This window comes from Anaeromyxobacter sp. SG17 (genome assembly GCF_022690695.1).
GTDB classification, from domain to species: Bacteria; Myxococcota; Myxococcia; order Myxococcales; family Anaeromyxobacteraceae; genus Anaeromyxobacter; species Anaeromyxobacter soli.
This window is the reverse complement of sequence record NZ_JALCYX010000006.1, coordinates 34,035-50,269: the sequence shown is the minus strand read 5'-3', so window position 1 is coordinate 50,269 and position 16,235 is coordinate 34,035. Positions and strand designations below refer to the sequence as shown.

The window sequence follows — 16,235 nt, the reverse complement described above, 5'->3', positions numbered from 1 at the left end:
CGATGGACCGGACCTGGGCGAGCGGGCGGATCACGGTGGTGCAAGGCGACATCACGCAGCTCGCGGTGGACGCGATCGTGAACGCGGCCAACGCGTCGCTCCTCGGCGGCGGCGGCGTGGACGGCGCGATCCACCGGGCGGCGGGCCCCGGCCTCCTCGAGGAGTGCCGCGCGCTCGGCGGCGCGCGCACCGGCGAGGCGAAGCTCACCGGCGGCCACCGACTTCGGGCGCGCCACGTCATCCACGCGGTCGGGCCGGTGTGGACGGGCGGCGGCGCGGGCGAGGACGCGCTCCTCGCCCGGTGCTACCGCGAGTCGATGCGGCTCGCGGCCGAGCACGGGGTGCGCTCGATCGCGTTCCCGGCCATCTCCACCGGCGCGTACGGCTTCCCGCTCGAGCGCGCCACGCGGATCGCGGTGGCGGAGGTCGTGGCCGCGCTCGCCGCGCCGCTGCCGGAGCGGGTGGTGTTCTGCTGCTTCTCCGCGGCCGACCGCGAGGTGTACGAGCGGGTCCTGGCCGCGGCCGGGACCTGACCCGTGATTCACCCTTCGTGACAGCCCCCTGGTCGGAGATCAATGCGTCCGCGAGGTCGGCGGCGGGGCGTAGTCGGGCGCGGGCAGGGCGCCCTCGCTGCCGGGCGGCTTCGAGAGCGGGTAGCGCGTCGCGTAGTCGCTGAGCGTGAGCCCCACGAGGAGGGCCACGAACACGAGCGAGGTGACGAACACGAGCCGGTTCGCGCCCTGCTGGTCGTACAGGTGCATGAAGAACAGCGCCACGAGCGCCCCCTTCGCGATCGCGATGGCGAGGGCGACGAGGACGTGGAGCGGGCCGGGCAGGTGCACCTTGGCGAGGGCCCAGGTGGAGACGGTGAGGACGAGGAGCACGATCCACACCGCCACGTACCGGCTCACGTGCGAGTGGTGCGGGGCGCCGTGGTGCTCGACGGTCGAGGCGTTGCCGTGGGCGGCCATGAGCGGCTCCTAGACGAGGTAGATGAGCGGGAAGACGAAGATCCAGATGAGGTCGACGAGGTGCCAGTACAGCGCCCCGAGCTCCACGGGCACGTGGTACTCGGCGGCGTAGGCGCCCCGGCCGGCCCGCCAGCCGATCACCGCGAGCACGGTCATGCCGATCACGACGTGGATCGCGTGCAGCCCGGTGATGAGGAAGTAGAGCGCGAAGAAGATCGGGCCGCCCGGCCCCTGCACCGCGTCGCTCGCGTAGTAGCGTCCCGGCAGCTCGCCGGCGTGGAAGTGGTGCGTGTACTCGACCGCCTTGAGGCCGAGGAACGCGAGCGCGAGCAGGATCGAGAGGCCGAACAGGAGGCGCGTGCCTCGCCCGTCGCCGCGCGTCGCCCGCTCGAGCCCCATCGCGACGGTGAACGAGCTCGTGACGAGCACGAGCGTGTTCACGAAGCCGATCCAGGTCTCGAGGCCGCGGCTCGCCTCGCGGAAGGCCTCCGGGTACAGGTACCGGTACACCCCGTACCCGGCGAACAGGGCCGTGAACAGCAGCACCTCCGTGGCGAGGAACAGCCACATGCCGAGCCGCGCGGCGTAGGTCTGCTTCTCGAGGCTCTCGAAGTGGTGCGCGAGGTAGGTCGTGTTAGCTGGCATGCTTCGGCTCGGGCGTCGCGGCCGGCGGAGTCTCGACGCCGGGCAGGTCGTACTCGTGCGGGCCGTGCGTGTAGACCGGCGTCGTCTCGTAGTTCTCCGGCGGCGGCGGCGAAGGGGTGTTCCACTCGAAGCCCCGCGAGTTCCACGGGTTCGCGCCGGCCACCGGGCCCCACTTCAGCGCGACGAGCGTGTAGACGAGCACGATGACGAGCCCCATCGCGAGCACGGACGCGCCCGCCGTCGAGGCGACGTTCAGGGGCCAGAACTTCTCCGGGTAGGAGAAGTAGCGCCGCGGCATCCCCTCGTTGCCGAGCAGGAACTGCGGGATGAAGGTGAAGTTGAACCCGAGGATGATCATGACCGCGGCGACGAGGCCCCAGCCCTCGGGCAGGCGCTTCCCCGCGATCTTCGGGAACCAGTAGTGGAGCGCCGCCAGGAACGCCATGAGCGTCGCGCCGACCATGATGAAGTGGAAGTGCGCGACGATGAAGTAGGTGTCGTGCCAGTGGACGTCGAGCGACACCGTGGCGAGCGCGATGCCCGTCATGCCCCCGAACACCAGGAAGAACAGGAAGCCGACGAAGTAGGCGAACGGCGTGGCGAACAGGATCGACCCCTTGTACAGGGTCGCCGTCCAGTTGAAGACCTTGATGGCCGTGAAGATGCCCACGAACATCGAGAGCACCCCGAACACGCCGCCGTTGAAGGCGGACTGCCCGGACACGAACATGTGGTGGCCCCAGGTGAAGAAGCCGACGAAGGCGATGCCGAGCGAGGAGTAGGCGACGGCCTTGTAGCCGAAGATGTTCTTGCGCGAGAAGGCGCAGACCACCTCGGAGATCACGGCCATGGCGGGCAGCACCATGATGTAGACGGCGGGGTGCGAGTAGAACCAGAAGAAGTGCTGGAAGAGCACCGGGTCGCCGCCGCGCGCCGGATCGAAGATGCCCCAGCCGAACGCGTGCTCCACGGCCACCAGCAGGAGCGACATGCCCAGCACCGGCGTGGCGAGGATCTGGATCACCGAGGTCGCGTAGATCGACCACACGAACAGCGGCAGGCGCGTCCAGGTCAGGCCGGGCGCCCGCATGGTGTGCGTGGTGACGATGAAGTTGAGGCCGGTGAGGATCGACGAGAAGCCCAGGATGAACGCGCCGAGGAGCACCGGCACGACCTTGGTGATCGTGGTGGTGGAGTACGGCGTGTAGAACGTCCAGCCGGTGTCCGCCCCGCCCTGCACCATCCCGAAGAGCGCGATCACCGCGCCGGCGAGGTACACGTAGAAGCTGAGCAGGTTTAGCCTCGGGAACGCCACGTCCTTCGCGCCGATCATGAGCGGCACGAGGAAGTTCCCGAAGCCGCTCGGGATGGCGGGGATCATGAAGAGGAAGATCATGACCACGCCGTGGAGCGTGAACATGCGGTTGTAGGTCTGCGCGCTCATGATCGTCGGGCCGGGCGTGAGCAGCTCGATCCGGATGAGGAGCGCGAAGATCCCGCCGATCGCGAACGCGATCGTGGTGGCGACGAGGAACATCACCCCGATCCGCTTGTGATCCTGGGTGAGCAGCCAGGACCTGAGGCCGGTCTCGGGCGAGTTCAGGTAGTTCCGGGGGTTCCACACCGGGACTTCACTGCGGGCGAGGGATGGATTCATAGACCGGGCCTTCCGACGGACCGGAGCGGACCGCCTGCGTCTTGAGGGTCTTGATGTACTCGACGACCGCCGCGACCTCGGGCGGAGAGAGCTTGCCCTGGTAGGTGGGCATCACGTTCTGGTAGCCGGCGACGATGTCCGCCGCGGGGTCCATCATCGATTTCGTGAGGTAGCCCTCGTCCGCGACGACGCTCTTGCCGTCCTTGAGCTTCTCCTGGCGGAGGTAGAGGTCCACCCAGGTCGGGCCGATGTGCCGCGTGCCGTCCACGCTGTGGCACTTCATGCACCCCTGCTCCGAGGCGATCCGGCGCCCCTCCTCGGCGACGTTGGCGGCGGGCAGCGCCCGCTCCCCCGACGGCCCCGCGTCCTGGGCGACGGCGTTCGCCCCCCGGCGCTGCTCCGCGATCCAGGTGTCGAACTCCTCCTGCGGCATGACGACGAGCTCGCCGAGCATGGCGGAGTGGCCCAGGCCGCAGTACTCGGCGCAGAAGATCTCGTAGCGCCCGGGCTTCTCCGCCTTGAACCACGACTGCGTGTAGCGGCCCGGGAGCGCGTCCATCTTCACCCGCAGCGCGGGGACGTAGAACGAGTGGATCACGTCACGCGAGGTGATGAGGAGCCGCACCGGGCGCCCCACCGGGACGCGCAGCGTGTCGATCGCGTTCGGCCCGCCCGGATAGGCGAACTTCCACATCCACTTCTTGCCCTGGACGTAGACGTCCATCGCGTCCTTGGGCGGGAGCGACAGCTTCGCGTACTGCGGGAAGCCGATCGCGAACCACACGAGGAACAGACCGAGCGGCAGGCCCACGAAGACGACCTCGTGGATCGTGCGCGGGGCGACGTGCGGGGTGAGATCGGTGTCCGCGCGGCGGCGGTACCGGACGAAGAAGAAGATCGCGGTCGCGAACACGCCCGCGGCGGCGATCATCGTGGTGATGATGATGAAGTAGTGGAGCCCGTCGACCTGGCGCGCGTAGTCCGACGCCTGCTCGGGGAGGAACAGCATCCTGCGGAGGAGCTCGTTCATGCCGTGCGCCTCGCCTTGCCCCGGCGCTCGCGCCAGACGAGGCCGCCGATGAGGCCCGACAGCGCGAGGAGCACCGCGAGGCCCCCCGCGCGCACGAAGCCCCACGCGTACGGCTCGTACTTCCGCGACGCGGGGTCGTAGCGGTAACAGGTGAGGAGGAACTTGTCGAAGCTGGTGCCGACCTTCCCGTCCGCCGCCTCCACGACGGCGAGCCGGAAGTCCTTCGCCGGATACTCGATGCCGTACAGGTAGCGCGAGACGGTGCCGTCCGGCCCGAGCACGAAGACCGCGGCGATGTGCGCCCACTCCTTCGTCTGCGGGTCGTACTTGTAGCGGAAGCCCACCGCCTCGGCGAGCTGGCGGGAGGCGGCCTCGGTGCCGACGAGGAAGGGCCACACCGGCTCGGACTCCGCGCGCCCCAGGGACTGGAGGTAGCCGCGGCGCCGCTCCGCCGCCTGCGCCGGCTTCTCCTTCGGGTCGAACGACACCGTCACCGCCTCGTAGTCCTTGCCGAGCACGAGCCCGTTCTCGCGCATGGTCTTGGCCATCCCGGAGAGGATGAGCCCGCAGAGCATGGGGCAGTCGTAGTAGACGAGCGTGAGCACCACGGGGCGGTGGCCACGGAACGCGTCGCCGAGCCGGAAGGGGCGGCCGTTCCCGTCGGTGAGCTCGAGGTCGAGCGGCACGCGGTTCCCGAGCCGCTCGTCGACGCCGACCTCCTCCAGGATCGCGGGGGGCTGGTCGGTCGGCGGACCCTTCGGGTCCGGGCGATTCCAGAACTGCGCCGCGGCGGGGCTCGGCCTCGAGGCGAGCGTGGCCAGCGCGGCGAGCGCGGCGAGCCGGGCGGTGCGCCGGATCATGGCTGCCCTCCCGGCGGCGGCGCCTCGCCCTTCGGCGCCTGCGCGGGCCGGACGCCCTTCGCGACGAGGTCCATCGCGCGGTCGATGGGGATGTGCACCACGCCGCCGTCGCGGTCGACCCAGCCGTACGACCCGAGCTTCTCGAGCCGCCGGGCCCGATCGCGCGTGCCGCGCACCGCGACGTCGAAGATCTGCTGCTCGACCATCCCGATCTTCGACTGGCCGAGCTCGGCGGGGATCGTGGGGGGCGGCTGCTCGCTCTGGCGCAGGCGCAGGTAGCTCACCGCCGCGAGCGAGGCGAAGAAGAAGACGACGAGCGCGCCGACGCCGACCGCGACCACCTTGCCGCTCGAGATCCGGTCCTCCTCCGACCGGACCCCGTGGCCGTGACCGCCCTCGTGCGCGTGGGCGTGCGTGGGATCGATGTGCGGATCGTTCATTGCGGCAGGTACCTCAGCGAGTCCTCGAGGTAGGGGTCGCGCACCGGCACCGGGGAGGCGCCGCGCAGGCGGAAGAGCGTGAACGCGACCGCCGCGCCGCCGACCCCCACGAACGCCGCGAGGTCCCAGAGCGACGGCCGCGGGCCGGCGGGGTCGAGGTGCGGCATGACGAGCCAGTAGAGGTCGACCCAGTGCACGAGGAGCAGCCAGCCCGCCACGAGCGAGAGCGCCCGGGGGGTCCGCTTCAGGTCGCGCGAGAGGAGCAGGAAGAACGGGACGACGAAGTGGAACAGCGCGAGGAAGATCCCCACCCACTTCCACCCGCCGTCGATCCGGAGGATGTACCAGGGCACCTCCTCCGGGACGTTCGCGATCCAGATGAGCATGAACTGGGAGAAGGCCACGTAGGCCCAGAAGGCGGTGAAGGCGAGCAGGAACTTCCCGAGCGAGTGGAAGTGCTCGAGGCTCATGTGGTGCCCGAACGCGGTCGGATCGGGCCGCGAGAGCGTGGCGGCGATGATCGTGACCGCGAAGGCCGCCATGAAGCTGCCGGCGAACCAGTACACGCCGAAGATCGTCGAGAAGAAGCGCGGGTCGAGCGACATCATCCAGTCGAACGACGCGAAGGTGAGCGTCAGCGCGAGGAACGGGAGCGAGCCCGCGCCGAGGCGGCGCTGCCACCGCGTGAGCGTCGCGCCCCCGGCGCTGTCCTGGCGGATCGACCAGCTCCGCAGCAGGTGCGCGACGACGATCCAGAACACGAAGTAGACGGCGGCGCGCCCGAGGAAGAAGCCCGCGTTCAGGTAGGGGAGCTTGTGGTGGACGGCGTGCGCCATCTCCGGCGCCAGCGTCTCCGGCGGCGCCATCCACACGAAGAGGTGCTTCATCCCGAGCGCGATGGGGACGAACAGCACGGCGAAGAGGGGCAGCGCGGCGGGCACGGTCTCGACGAAGCGCCGCAGCACCACCGGCCAGCGCGCGTTCGACGCGTGGAACGCGCCGAGCAGGATGAGCGCGCCGAGCGCGATGCCGAGCCAGTAGACGAACGCGACGAGGTACGCGAAGAGCGCGCGGCGCGGGTCCACGAGGCCGCCCACCGCGGTGAGCGCCAGGCCCGCGACGGCGGCGACGAGGGCTGGGGCCATGAGGCGCCGGCCGCCCTGGTACGGGGTGAGCGTCATCGCCCCTCCTTCTCGAGGCGCTCGCGCGCCTCCGGCGGGACCTGCTCCATGGCGGCGTGCTGGGAGAGCTGGAGGGCGCGCACGTAGGCGACGACCGCCCACCGGTCCTGCACCGAGAGCTCCGCGGCGTACGAGGGCATGAGGCCGAACCCCTCCGAGATGACCTGGTAGATGTAGCCGTCCGCGAGGTCGCGGAACTGGTGCAGCGAGGGCGGCTTCCTGAGCGACATGTTGAGCGCGACCTGACTCTCGCCGTCGCCGAGCACGCCGTGGCAGGTCGCGCAGATCACGTCGAACCGGGCCCGGCCGCGCGCGAGCTGCTCGGCCGTGGCCGCGACGGGCGACACCGCGAGCGGCCGGCCGTCGGGGCCCCGGCCGGTCGCGACGGCGGGCTCGATCGGCGCCCGGTGCGGCACGGTGCCGGGCGGCGGGGTGCGCATGGCGAGGCCGTCCGGGTAGTACTTGCTCGCCTTGTAGGCCTTCACCTTGGGCTGATCCCACATCGGATCGAGCCGCGGGCAGGCGGCGAGCAGGAGGAGCAGGGGGGCGGCGAGGCGCGCGGTCTTCATCTCACTTCGCCTCCGGCACGATCGACACGTTGCGCGCGCCGAACCGGCGCAGCTCCTGCGCGACGGGCTCGGCGTCCTTCCCCTCCACCTCCGCCGAGAGCCACAGGCCGTCGATGGACGCGGAGCGGAACGCCTCCACCTCGAACACCGGGTGGTGCGTGCGCGGGAAGCCGAAGTAGCCGGCGAGGAGCCCGACGAAGATGGCGAGGGAGGCGAAGAGGACGCCGAGCTCGAAGGTGACCGGGATGAACGCGGGCGCGCTGTGCGGCGGGCGGTTGCCCACGTTGAGCGGCCAGTCGTGACCGACCGTGTACCACTGCAGCAGGTAGCCCGTGATGGCGCCGGCGAGGCCGCCCACGAGGGCGACGATCGGCACGGTGGAGCGCTTCAGGCCGAGGGCGTGATCCGCCTCGTGGAGCGGGTACGGAGAGTGGATGTCGAGGCTCTCGTGCCCGTGGGCGCGGAGCGCGCGGGCGGCGTCGTAGAGCGGCTGCTCGCGCTCGAACTCACCGAGGACGTAGGCCTTCATCCTTCCTCCTCCGAGCCGGGGTGGGCGTTGTCGCCGTAGTGCTCGAGCTCGCGGCGGAGCTCCTTCACCTCGAAGAGCGGGATGGCGGGCAGGAACCGGAGGAACAGCAGGAACAGCACGCCGAACATGCAGATGGAGCCGAGGAAGAGGCCCCAGTCCACCCAGGTCGGGTAATACATGCCCCACGACGAGGGGATGAAGTCGCGGTGGAGCGACACGGCGATGATGACGAACCGCTCCGCCCACATGCCGACGTTGACGAGGATGGCGACGAGGAAGAGCACGTACTCGTTCCGCCGCATCGACGGGAACCAGAGGATCTGCGGGGCGACCACGTTGCAGAACATCTGCGCGATGAAGATGCCCCTGTACGGCCCCTGGAACCGGTTCAGGAAGGCGAAGGCCTCGGACGCGCTGCCCGAGTACCAGGCCATGAACCACTCCATCATGTAGCCGTAGAACACCATGAGGCCGGTCGCGAGGATCACCTTCGCCATGTTGTCGAGGTGACGCTCGGTGACGACGTGCTGGTACCCGAGCAGCCGCCGCGCCGGGATCATGAGCGTCAGCACCATCGCGAAGCCGCTGAAGATGGCGCCGGCCACGAAGTAGGGCGGGAAGATGGTGGTGTGCCAGCCCGGCAGCTGCGAGATGGCGAAGTCGAAGGACACGATGGTGTGGACGGAGACGACGAGCGGCGTGGAGAGCCCGGCGAGGAGCAGGTAGCCGATGCGGTAGTGCCGCCAGTGGCGCGCCGAGCCGCGCCAGCCGAAGCTCATGATCCCGTAGACGATGCGGCGCCCGCGGGTCTTCGCGGCGTCGCGCAGGGTCGCGAGATCGGGGATGAGGCCGAGGTACCAGAAGAGGAACGAGACCGTCGCGTAGGTCGAGATCGCGAACACGTCCCAGGGCAGCGCGCTCTTGAAGTTCGGCCAGATCAGGTTCGTGGACGGGTACGGGATGAGCCACCAGAAGAGCCACGGCCGCCCGAGGTGGATGACCGGGTAGACGCCCGCCATCGCCACCGCGAAGAGCGTCATCGCCTCCGCGAAGCGGTTGATGGAGGTGCGCCACTTCTGCTGGAACAGGAGGAGGATCGCGCTGATGAGCGTGCCGGCGTGGCCGATGCCGATCCACCAGACGAAGTTCGTGATGTCGAACGCCCAGGCGACGGGGATGTTGTTGCCCCAGGCGCCGATGCCCACGAACAGGGTCGTGACGAGCGACAGGGTCCAGAACCCGACCCCGCCGAGGAGCGCGAAGAGGAGCAGCAGCCAGCCCTTGCGCGTCGGGCCGAGGACGGGGGAGAGGAGGCTCTCGGTCAGCGCCCGATCGTCCGGGCGGCCCACGAGGACCGGCGCGCCCTCGAGCGCGTGGGCGTCTTGGATCGTCTTCTCGGCGGTGCTCATGCGAGCTCGGGGTTCGGGTTGCGGAGCTTGACGAGGTAGGCGGTGCGCGGCCGGGTGCCCAGCTCGTGGAGCAGGTCGTACCGGCGCGCGTCGGCGTGCTTGCGCGACACGCGCGAGCGCGCGTCGTTGAGGTTGCCGAACACGATCGCCTCCGAGGGGCAGGCCTGGGCGCAGGCCGGCACGACCTCGTCCGGCCCGATCTTCCGCCCGCCCACGCGCGCGTCGATGCGCGCCCGCTGGATGCGCTGGGTGCAGTAGGTGCACTTCTCCATGACGCCGCGGGCCCGCACGGTGACGTCCGGGTTCATCAGCATCTGGAGCGTCGGCGCCATGTCCCCGTGGTAGTCGAGGAAGTTGAAGCGGCGCACCTTGTACGGACAGTTGTTCGAGCAGTACCGCGTGCCGACGCAGCGGTTGTAGACCATCTCGTTCAGGCCCTCGTCCGAGTGGACGGTGGCGTTCACGGGGCAGACGTACTCGCAGGGCGCCATCTCGCAGTGCACGCACGCGAGCGGCTGCGTGACCGACTGTGGATCCTCCGGCGACCCCTCGAAGTAGCGATCGACCCGGATCCAGTGCATCTCGCGGCTGCGGAGCACCTGCTCCTTGCCGACCACCGGGATGTTGTTCTCGGCCTGGCACGCCGCCGTGCACGCCGAGCAGCCGATGCACTTCGACAGGTCGATCGCCATCCCCCAGCGGTAGTCCTTCTCCGAGTAGTCGACCGGCTGGAGGATGGTCGGCGCCTCGCCGCGGTGCTCGTCGAGCTCGGCCTTCGCGCGGGGGAGCTCCTCGTGATCGAGCGCGAGCGCGATGGCGCGCCCCTCCATCGAGAAGTGACCCTGCGTGATGGCGAGCTCGGTCGTCTTGCCGGTCTTCTTCAGCGTGGCGCCGCCGGCGTACCAGGGGGCGTCGCTCGTGCGGAGCGCGTAGGCGTCGAAGCCCGCGCCCTGGCCGACCGCCCCGGCGACCCGCTGGCCGTAGCCCAGCGCGACCGTGACCGCGTCGTCGGCGTGGCCGGGGACGACGAGCACCGGCGCGACCACCGCGCGGCCGCCGCGGGCGAGCTCGACGAGCTCGCCCGACTCGAGCCCGAGCCGCCTGGCGGTCGCGGGCGAGAGGTGGGCGGCGTTCTCCCAGGTGAGCTTGGTGATGGGATCCGGCAGCTCCTGCAGCCAGGCGTTCTCGAGGAAGCGGCCGTCCCAGACCTTGTAGTCGGGCGCGAAGCCGAGCTCGATGCCGCCCGCGGGGGCGGGGAGCTTCCCGAGCGCGTCCGCGACGCGGGCGGGGTCGACCTTCGCTTCCTCCGGGCGGCCGGCGCTCTCCGTGAGGAGGCCGGCCGCGAGCCACTCGTCCCAGGTCCTGTCGAAGGGATCCGGCGGGCGGGGCCGGTTGGTGTCGGCCGGGTTCGAGGCGGCGGCGGGGCCGGAGAGCGGCAGCGGGGCCGGCGGCGCCCCGGAGCGGCTGCGCCAGCCGTCGCGCACGAGGCGCCAGGCGCCGCGCTCGCCCTCGCCGAGGAACGCGGCGAAGAGGTCCACCTCGGTCGTGCTCTCGTGGAGCGGGGAGATCAGCGGCTGCACGACCGTGACGGTGCCGTCCCGCGAGCGGAGATCGCCCCAGGACTCGAGCGGGTGGCTCGCCGCGAGCCGCCAGCTCGCCGCCCGCACCGTCTCGTCGTCGCGGAGCGCGAGGACCATCGAGTTCTTCACCTTGCCGAACACCTTGCGCAGCTCGAGGTCGGCGGGCGCGGTGTGGAGCGGGTTCCAGGCGGTCACGACGAGCGTGTCGACCTTGCCGGCCTGCACCTCGGCGGCGAGCGCGCGGAGCGCATCCGGGCCGGCCTGGGGATCGACCAGCACGGGCGCGCGCCAGCGCACGACGGGCCCGACGTTCCCGAGCGCCTCGTTCATCGCGGCGGCGAGCGCGTGGACCGCCGGCGGCTGCCGCGCACCCGCGACGATGAGCGAGCGCCCGCGGGCGCCGGCGAGATCCTTCGCGACGGCCCTGGCGGCCCGGGCATGCTCGCCCTCGGCGCGCGCGCCGAGCGGCGCGAGTCCCGCCACGCCCGCCTGGGCGAGCTCCGCGGCGACCGCCCGCGCGAACGCCGCGACCTCGGCGCCGCGCATGCGGAACCGGTGGTCGGCCATGCCCCCCGTCACCGAGAAGCGCGGCTCGGCCACGTAGAGCCGGTTCATGCGCTCGCCCTCGCGGCGCGAGGCGAACTCGCGCGCGCTGCGCAGGTGCTCGCCCTCGGTGGCGAGGAAGTCGGAGTCGAGCGACAGGATCACGTCCGCCTTCGCGACCTCGAAGGTGGCGTCGAGCGGGCGGCCGAGCGCGATGGCGGCGCCGGCGCGCTGCGCCGCGTCCCCGCCCGCCGGCGCCCACGTGTCGAAGCGCGCCTTCGGGAAGCGCTCGAGGAGCCGGCGGCGCAGGTCGGCGACGGTCGGCGAGCTCGTCGGGGCGACGAGGAAGCGCAGCCGCGCACCGCCGTCCTTGTCGTGCTCGCGGGCGAGCGCCGCGATCTCCTGGAGGACCGCCGACCACGCGAGCGCGCGGCCGCCGCGCGTGAACCCCGCGAGGCGCGCCGGATCGTAGAGGTCGAGCACCATCGCCTGGGTGATCGCGTCGGTGCCGCCGAGGCTCGCCGGGTGCAGGCGGTTCCCCTCGACCTTGACCGGCCGGCCCTCGAACGCCTGCACGACGAGCCCGACGGCGTAGCCCTCGTCGCTCCGCGCCGTCGCGTAGCCCACGGGGACGCTCGGCGTCACCGCCTCGGGCTTGCGCACGTAGGGCACGAGCTTCTCGCGCGGCGGCTTGCAGGCGAGGCCGGCGAACGCCGCGGAGGCGCCGAGGATCTGGAGGAAGCCGCGCCGGGAGAACCCCGCGGGCGTCTCGGCGGCGCCCTCCGGGAACTCGCCGGGCTCGGCGTCCGCTCGCCCCGCGAGCTCGTCGATGCTCTTCCAGCGGCGCGTCTCGAGCGCCGTCTTCTGACCGTAGATGGGAAGCCCTAGCGATGGCATGTGTAGCAGCTCGTGCGGGGTTTCACGTCGTACTTCTTCGCCAGCTCTTTCCCGAGCGCGACGGGGTCGCCTTCCGGCTGCCACGTCATGTTCGTGACCTCCTCGAGCGGGCGGAGACGCGGGGTGGGATTCCGGTGACAGTCGAGGCACCAGCCCATCGTGAGTGGAGCGACCTGCTCGATCGCCGGCATCAGGTCGACGCGTCCGTGGCACTCGACGCAGCCGACCCCCTTGTTCACGTGGATGGCGTGGTTGAAGTAGACGAAGCCCGGGAGGCGGTGGACCCGCACCCACTCGATCGGCTTGTTGGCGAACCAGCTCGAGCGCACCAGGTCGAGCAGCGGGCTCTTGTTCCAGACCTGCGAGTGGCAGTTGAGGCAGAGCTCGGTGGGCGGGATGCCCGCGCTGGCCGCCTTGTCGACGGTCGTGTGGCAGTAGCGGCAGTCGATGAGGTCGTCCTGCACGTGGTGGCGGTGGTCGAACTGCACCGGCTGGCCCACCTGCTCCGCCTGCCCGGTGCCCGCCGGGATGCGGGCGAACACCATCAACGCGCCCACCGTCCCGGCCGCACCGGCGAAGAGGATCGCGATGACGATGCGGAAGATGCCGTTGGATCTGGGAGAAAAGAGTGCGCTCATCGCATGGCGCGCGGGCCCCTTGGACGTCGTGCAGGTACGACCGGGCCCGCGCTGGGGCGTAAATTGTCTTGGATCAAATATCGACGGAAGGTCTCGGAAGGGGCGAGGGGCTCGGGTTCTTGCCCGGTCGCAAGCCCGCGCGGGACGCGCCGCACCCGCCGGTGCGCGGGCCGTTCCGTGCGGGAGGGACGACGCCCGCTGCCGCCGCCGCGGCGGGCTGCAGGGAGCGGACGGAGGCCGCAGCGACGACGCGGTGCTTGTTCCATCGACCGCTCCGAGTTACGACCCACCCCTCATGGACCCCAAGGACACCGAGCTGCTCGAGCGCGCCCGCGAGGGCGACCGCCGGGCGCTGGAGGCGCTCCTGTCACGGCATCAACGGAGCGTGTATCGCTTCGGGCTGAAGATGTGCCGTGACGAGGAGGACGCAAAGGACGTCTTGCAGGAGACCCTCCTTGCGGTCGCACGAAACGTGAAGGACTTCCGCGGCGCGTCCTCCGTCTCGACCTGGCTCTATACGATCGCGCGGAGCTTCTGCATCAAGAAGCGGCGGCGCTCGAAGTTCGCGCCGGAGCAGGAGGAGTCGCTCGAGGCGCGCGTCTCCGGGGAGGCGGCGCGCCAGGTGGTGGACCCGACGCGCCCGCCCGACGACGCGCTCGCGGGCCGGCAGATCGAGGCCGCGCTCGAGCAGGCCATCGCCGCGCTCGACCCCATGTACCGTGAGGTCCTCGTGCTCCGCGACGTCGAGGGGCTCACCGCCCCCGAGGTCGCCGAGGTCATGGGGCTCAGCGTGGAGGCGGTGAAGAGCCGCCTGCACCGCGCGCGGGTCGCGGTGCGCGAGGCCGTCGCGCCGCTGCTCGGGATCCCCGGCGCCGCCGCCCCGCCCGCCGCGGCAGGCAAGGCCGCCCCCGGCGAGCCCGCCGCGGAGCCCTGCCCGGACATCGTGGAGCTCTTCTCGAAGCACCTCGAGGGCGAGATCAGCGCCACGCTCTGCGCCGACATGGAGCGCCACCTCGCCCGCTGCCCGAGCTGCGACGCGCGCTGCCAGTCGCTCCAGCGGACGCTCGCGCTCTGCAAGGCCGCGCCGCACCCGGAGGTCCCCGCGGCCGTGCAGGCGTCCGTCCGGTCGGCGCTCGAGGAGTTTCTCTCGCTGCAGCGACCGTGATCCGCCGCGTCCGGGGCGCGGCGGATGCGCTCGCGGACCCTGCGGTTTGCCGCCCTCCCCTCCTCACCCCATCTTTGGGGTCGGGAGGTGAGGGGATGCTCGACAAGGGGACACTCTTCGCGGCGGCGCTCGCCGTCGCGAGCCCGGCGCTCGCTCAGTCCGGGACGACGTACCAGCAGCCGTACACGCCGCCGCAGCAGCAGACGCAGCCGCAGCAGCCGCCGGCGCAGCAGCCGGCCCCGCCGCCCGCCCAGCAGCCCGCGACCGGCGGGACCGCGGCGCCGGGGGGCGCCTCGCAGCAGGTGGTGGTGAACCCGCCGAGCGGGCAGTCGGGCGGGACGACCACCACGGTGACGCCGCCCCCGCCGCCGACCTCGACGACAGTGGTGACGCCGCCGGCCTCGCAGCCCGCGACCGAGGTCATCGTGGAGCGGCGCGAGCGGCCGAACCCGATGGCCACGGTCGCCACCGACGCGGCCTACGGAGGCGTCGCGGGCCTCCTCGTCGGCACGGGCGTGTCGCTCGTGAACGAGTGGGACAACTGGCAGCGCGACATGATGATCGGCGCGGGCGTGGGGCTGCTCGTCGGCGCGGCGGTGGGCGCCGTCCACGCGACGTACGACGCGCGCGAGGCGGACCGGCGCGAGCGGCGCGTCGCCGTGCGCGACGGCCTCGGCTCGACCGATCGCGACCCGGTCCTCGAGGCGCCGACCTATGTCGGCTGGGCGGGTCACTTCTAGGCGATAGCGAAGTAGGTGCCGGGGGGACGCGCGTAGGCGTCCCCCCGGCACGGCTGTCCGCGGGGCCCGCCTCGCACTACACTCGCGCCGTGTCGATCTACCGGCTCTCGCGCGAGGTCGCGTTCCCGGATCCGGAGCTCGCCGAGCCCGACGGGCTGCTGGCGGTCGGCGGCGACCTCTCGGCGGAGCGGCTCCTCACCGCCTACGCCACGGGCATCTTCCCGTGGTACGGCGACGACACGCCCATCCTCTGGTGGTCGCCCGACCCGCGTCTCGTGCTGGAGCCGGAGTGGCTGCACGTCTCCGCCTCGCTCGCGCGCACCCTGCGCCGCGGCCGCTACCGCGTCACGGCCGACCGCGCCTTCGAGGACGTGATCCGGCGCTGCGCCGCGCGCGAGCGGCCCGGGCAGTCCGGGACCTGGATCGTGCCGGAGATGGTCGAGGCCTACGTGCGCCTCCACCGGCTCGGCTTCGCCCATTCGTTCGAGGCGTGGGAGGGCGACGGGCTCGCGGGCGGGCTCTACGGCGTCTCGCTGGGCGCGGCCTTCTTCGGCGAGTCGATGTTCGCCGATCGGCCGGACGCCTCGAAGGTCGCGTTCGTCCGCTCGATCGAGTGGCTCGCGTCGTGGGGCGTGCGGCTCGTCGACTGCCAGGTGCGCACCGAGCACCTCTCGCGCTTCGGCGCGCGAGAGATCCCGCGCGCGGACTTCCTCGCGCGGCTGGCGCGGGCGCTCGAGAAGCCCACCCTGCGCGGGCGCTGGGATCTCGAGGCGGCCGCTGGAACCGTCGGCTCGTGAGCGCGGGCCCTCCGCCCCCTATGCGAGCCCCTGATTCCGGAATGCCCGCCAGCCCCTCGGCCCGGCAAGCGTCCGGCCCGTCGCGCCCACGTGGCGCCGCCGCTCCCCTGCCCTTCCCCTCCCCGGAGCGCCCCCTGCGGGGGCGGAGCACCCCCGTGCCGCAGCGCGCGGAGCACGGGAACCGCGCGGCCGCGGGCCCTCCGCCGCGCGCGGTGGGCCCGCGCGGCGGGGAGGCCGTACGCTTAGAATGTGAGGCCATGGCAGAGCGGTCCCGCCCCGGGGGCGACACGGACGTCGTCGTCCCCCGGACGAAGGCGGAGAAGGAGACGAAGCGGCCGTCCCTGTACCGGGTACTCCTGCACAACGACGACTACACCACGCAGGAGTTCGTGGACTGGGTGCTCGTGACGGTGTTCCACCACGATCCCGAGAGCGCGCACCGCATCATGCTGAACGTTCACATGCACGGGGTGGGCGTCGCCGGTATCTATCCATTCGAGATCGCCGAGACGAAGGCGGAGAAGACGATGGAGCTCGCGCGCGAGGCGGAGTACCCGCTCCTCGTGACGGTCGAGCCGGAGTAG

The 16,235-nt window shown here is 71.6% G+C and carries 17 protein-coding genes; 5 read left to right on the top strand and 12 right to left on the bottom strand.

From position 1 onward, the window contains the following. Window positions 1–2: 2 nt before the first annotated feature. On the top strand, window positions 3–533 hold the full coding sequence (locus MNY60_RS04595) for an O-acetyl-ADP-ribose deacetylase (RefSeq protein WP_242334309.1): 531 nt from the start codon (window positions 3–5) through the stop codon (window positions 531–533). 39 nt (window positions 534–572) lie between these two features. On the opposite strand, the gene MNY60_RS04590 is transcribed toward MNY60_RS04595, so the two are convergent. The 12 genes from MNY60_RS04590 to MNY60_RS04535 are packed head-to-tail and all read right to left on the bottom strand — an operon-like array spanning window position 573 to window position 12,949. Next, on the bottom strand, window positions 573–971 hold the full coding sequence (locus MNY60_RS04590) for a cytochrome C oxidase subunit IV family protein (RefSeq protein ID WP_242334307.1): 399 nt from the start codon (window positions 969–971) through the stop codon (window positions 573–575). A 9-nt stretch (window positions 972–980) separates the two neighbouring features. After that, window positions 981–1,616, bottom strand: a complete 636-nt coding sequence (locus tag MNY60_RS04585; RefSeq protein ID WP_242334304.1) for a cytochrome c oxidase subunit 3 family protein — start codon at window positions 1,614–1,616, stop codon at window positions 981–983. Beyond that, on the bottom strand, window positions 1,606–3,273 hold the full coding sequence (locus MNY60_RS04580) for a cbb3-type cytochrome c oxidase subunit I (protein ID WP_242334301.1): 1,668 nt from the start codon (window positions 3,271–3,273) through the stop codon (window positions 1,606–1,608). The genes MNY60_RS04585 and MNY60_RS04580 overlap by 11 nt, the downstream gene beginning before the upstream one ends. Next, the gene (gene coxB, locus MNY60_RS04575; protein WP_242334298.1) at window positions 3,248–4,303 is read right to left on the bottom strand and encodes a cytochrome c oxidase subunit II; all 1,056 of its coding nucleotides are present in this window, start codon (window positions 4,301–4,303) and stop codon (window positions 3,248–3,250) included. The genes MNY60_RS04580 and coxB overlap by 26 nt, the downstream gene beginning before the upstream one ends. After that, entirely contained in the window at window positions 4,300–5,163 is an 864-nt protein-coding gene (locus MNY60_RS04570) for an SCO family protein (RefSeq protein ID WP_242334295.1), read from the bottom strand. The genes coxB and MNY60_RS04570 overlap by 4 nt, the downstream gene beginning before the upstream one ends. Continuing rightward, window positions 5,160–5,603, bottom strand: coding sequence for a hypothetical protein (locus tag MNY60_RS04565; RefSeq protein ID WP_242334293.1), 444 nt, complete (start codon window positions 5,601–5,603; stop codon window positions 5,160–5,162). The genes MNY60_RS04570 and MNY60_RS04565 overlap by 4 nt, the downstream gene beginning before the upstream one ends. Beyond that, window positions 5,600–6,784 (bottom strand): hypothetical protein, encoded by a 1,185-nt coding sequence (locus tag MNY60_RS04560; protein ID WP_242334290.1) that lies wholly within the window; start codon window positions 6,782–6,784, stop codon window positions 5,600–5,602. The genes MNY60_RS04565 and MNY60_RS04560 overlap by 4 nt, the downstream gene beginning before the upstream one ends. Beyond that, window positions 6,781–7,353, bottom strand: a complete 573-nt coding sequence (locus tag MNY60_RS04555) for a cytochrome c (RefSeq protein WP_242334287.1) — start codon at window positions 7,351–7,353, stop codon at window positions 6,781–6,783. The genes MNY60_RS04560 and MNY60_RS04555 overlap by 4 nt, the downstream gene beginning before the upstream one ends. 1 nt (window position 7,354) lies before the next feature. Then, complete coding sequence (locus tag MNY60_RS04550) at window positions 7,355–7,882, bottom strand: DUF3341 domain-containing protein (RefSeq protein WP_242334284.1); 528 nt, start codon at window positions 7,880–7,882, stop codon at window positions 7,355–7,357. Continuing rightward, window positions 7,879–9,291 carry an NrfD/PsrC family molybdoenzyme membrane anchor subunit gene (nrfD, locus tag MNY60_RS04545; RefSeq protein WP_242334282.1) on the bottom strand — a complete coding sequence of 471 codons (1,413 nt, stop codon included), beginning with the start codon at window positions 9,289–9,291 and terminating at the stop codon, window positions 7,879–7,881. The genes MNY60_RS04550 and nrfD overlap by 4 nt, the downstream gene beginning before the upstream one ends. Then, a complete protein-coding gene (locus MNY60_RS04540) occupies window positions 9,288–12,311 on the bottom strand; it encodes a TAT-variant-translocated molybdopterin oxidoreductase (protein ID WP_242360105.1) in 3,024 nt (1,007 codons plus the stop codon). Before MNY60_RS04540 ends, nrfD begins: the two co-directional genes overlap by 4 nt. Continuing rightward, on the bottom strand, window positions 12,299–12,949 hold the full coding sequence (locus MNY60_RS04535; RefSeq protein ID WP_242334276.1) for a cytochrome c3 family protein: 651 nt from the start codon (window positions 12,947–12,949) through the stop codon (window positions 12,299–12,301). The genes MNY60_RS04540 and MNY60_RS04535 overlap by 13 nt, the downstream gene beginning before the upstream one ends. Window positions 12,950–13,244: 295 nt before the next feature. On the opposite strand from MNY60_RS04535, the gene MNY60_RS04530 reads away from it, so the two are divergent. The 4 genes from MNY60_RS04530 (at window position 13,245) to MNY60_RS04515 (ending at window position 16,235) form a co-directional block, all read left to right on the top strand. Further along, window positions 13,245–14,114 (top strand): sigma-70 family RNA polymerase sigma factor, encoded by an 870-nt coding sequence (locus tag MNY60_RS04530; protein ID WP_242352598.1) that lies wholly within the window; start codon window positions 13,245–13,247, stop codon window positions 14,112–14,114. A 95-nt stretch (window positions 14,115–14,209) separates the two neighbouring features. Continuing rightward, entirely contained in the window at window positions 14,210–14,854 is a 645-nt protein-coding gene (locus MNY60_RS04525; RefSeq protein ID WP_242334270.1) for a hypothetical protein, read from the top strand. An 89-nt stretch (window positions 14,855–14,943) separates the two neighbouring features. Further along, a complete protein-coding gene (aat, locus tag MNY60_RS04520; RefSeq protein ID WP_242334267.1) occupies window positions 14,944–15,651 on the top strand; it encodes a leucyl/phenylalanyl-tRNA--protein transferase in 708 nt (235 codons plus the stop codon). A 257-nt stretch (window positions 15,652–15,908) separates the two neighbouring features. Continuing rightward, complete coding sequence (locus MNY60_RS04515; RefSeq protein ID WP_242334264.1) at window positions 15,909–16,235, top strand: ATP-dependent Clp protease adaptor ClpS; 327 nt, start codon at window positions 15,909–15,911, stop codon at window positions 16,233–16,235.

Coding starts and splice junctions, on each gene's coding strand:
- MNY60_RS04565 (WP_242334293.1), bottom strand. CDS start 5,603: ATGAACGATCCGCACATCGATCCCACGCACGCCCACGCGCACGAGGGC.
- MNY60_RS04560 (WP_242334290.1), bottom strand. CDS start 6,784: ATGACGCTCACCCCGTACCAGGGCGGCCGGCGCCTCATGGCCCCAGCC.
- MNY60_RS04530 (WP_242352598.1), top strand. CDS start 13,245: ATGGACCCCAAGGACACCGAGCTGCTCGAGCGCGCCCGCGAGGGCGAC.
- MNY60_RS04580 (WP_242334301.1), bottom strand. CDS start 3,273: ATGAATCCATCCCTCGCCCGCAGTGAAGTCCCGGTGTGGAACCCCCGG.
- MNY60_RS04525 (WP_242334270.1), top strand. CDS start 14,210: ATGCTCGACAAGGGGACACTCTTCGCGGCGGCGCTCGCCGTCGCGAGC.
- MNY60_RS04570 (WP_242334295.1), bottom strand. CDS start 5,163: ATGATCCGGCGCACCGCCCGGCTCGCCGCGCTCGCCGCGCTGGCCACG.
- coxB (WP_242334298.1), bottom strand. CDS start 4,303: ATGAACGAGCTCCTCCGCAGGATGCTGTTCCTCCCCGAGCAGGCGTCG.
- MNY60_RS04585 (WP_242334304.1), bottom strand. CDS start 1,616: ATGCCAGCTAACACGACCTACCTCGCGCACCACTTCGAGAGCCTCGAG.
- MNY60_RS04595 (WP_242334309.1), top strand. CDS start 3: ATGGACCGGACCTGGGCGAGCGGGCGGATCACGGTGGTGCAAGGCGAC.
- MNY60_RS04590 (WP_242334307.1), bottom strand. CDS start 971: ATGGCCGCCCACGGCAACGCCTCGACCGTCGAGCACCACGGCGCCCCG.
- MNY60_RS04540 (WP_242360105.1), bottom strand. CDS start 12,311: ATGCCATCGCTAGGGCTTCCCATCTACGGTCAGAAGACGGCGCTCGAG.
- MNY60_RS04535 (WP_242334276.1), bottom strand. CDS start 12,949: ATGAGCGCACTCTTTTCTCCCAGATCCAACGGCATCTTCCGCATCGTC.
- MNY60_RS04550 (WP_242334284.1), bottom strand. CDS start 7,882: ATGAAGGCCTACGTCCTCGGTGAGTTCGAGCGCGAGCAGCCGCTCTAC.
- MNY60_RS04555 (WP_242334287.1), bottom strand. CDS start 7,353: ATGAAGACCGCGCGCCTCGCCGCCCCCCTGCTCCTCCTGCTCGCCGCC.
- nrfD (WP_242334282.1), bottom strand. CDS start 9,291: ATGAGCACCGCCGAGAAGACGATCCAAGACGCCCACGCGCTCGAGGGC.
- MNY60_RS04515 (WP_242334264.1), top strand. CDS start 15,909: ATGGCAGAGCGGTCCCGCCCCGGGGGCGACACGGACGTCGTCGTCCCC.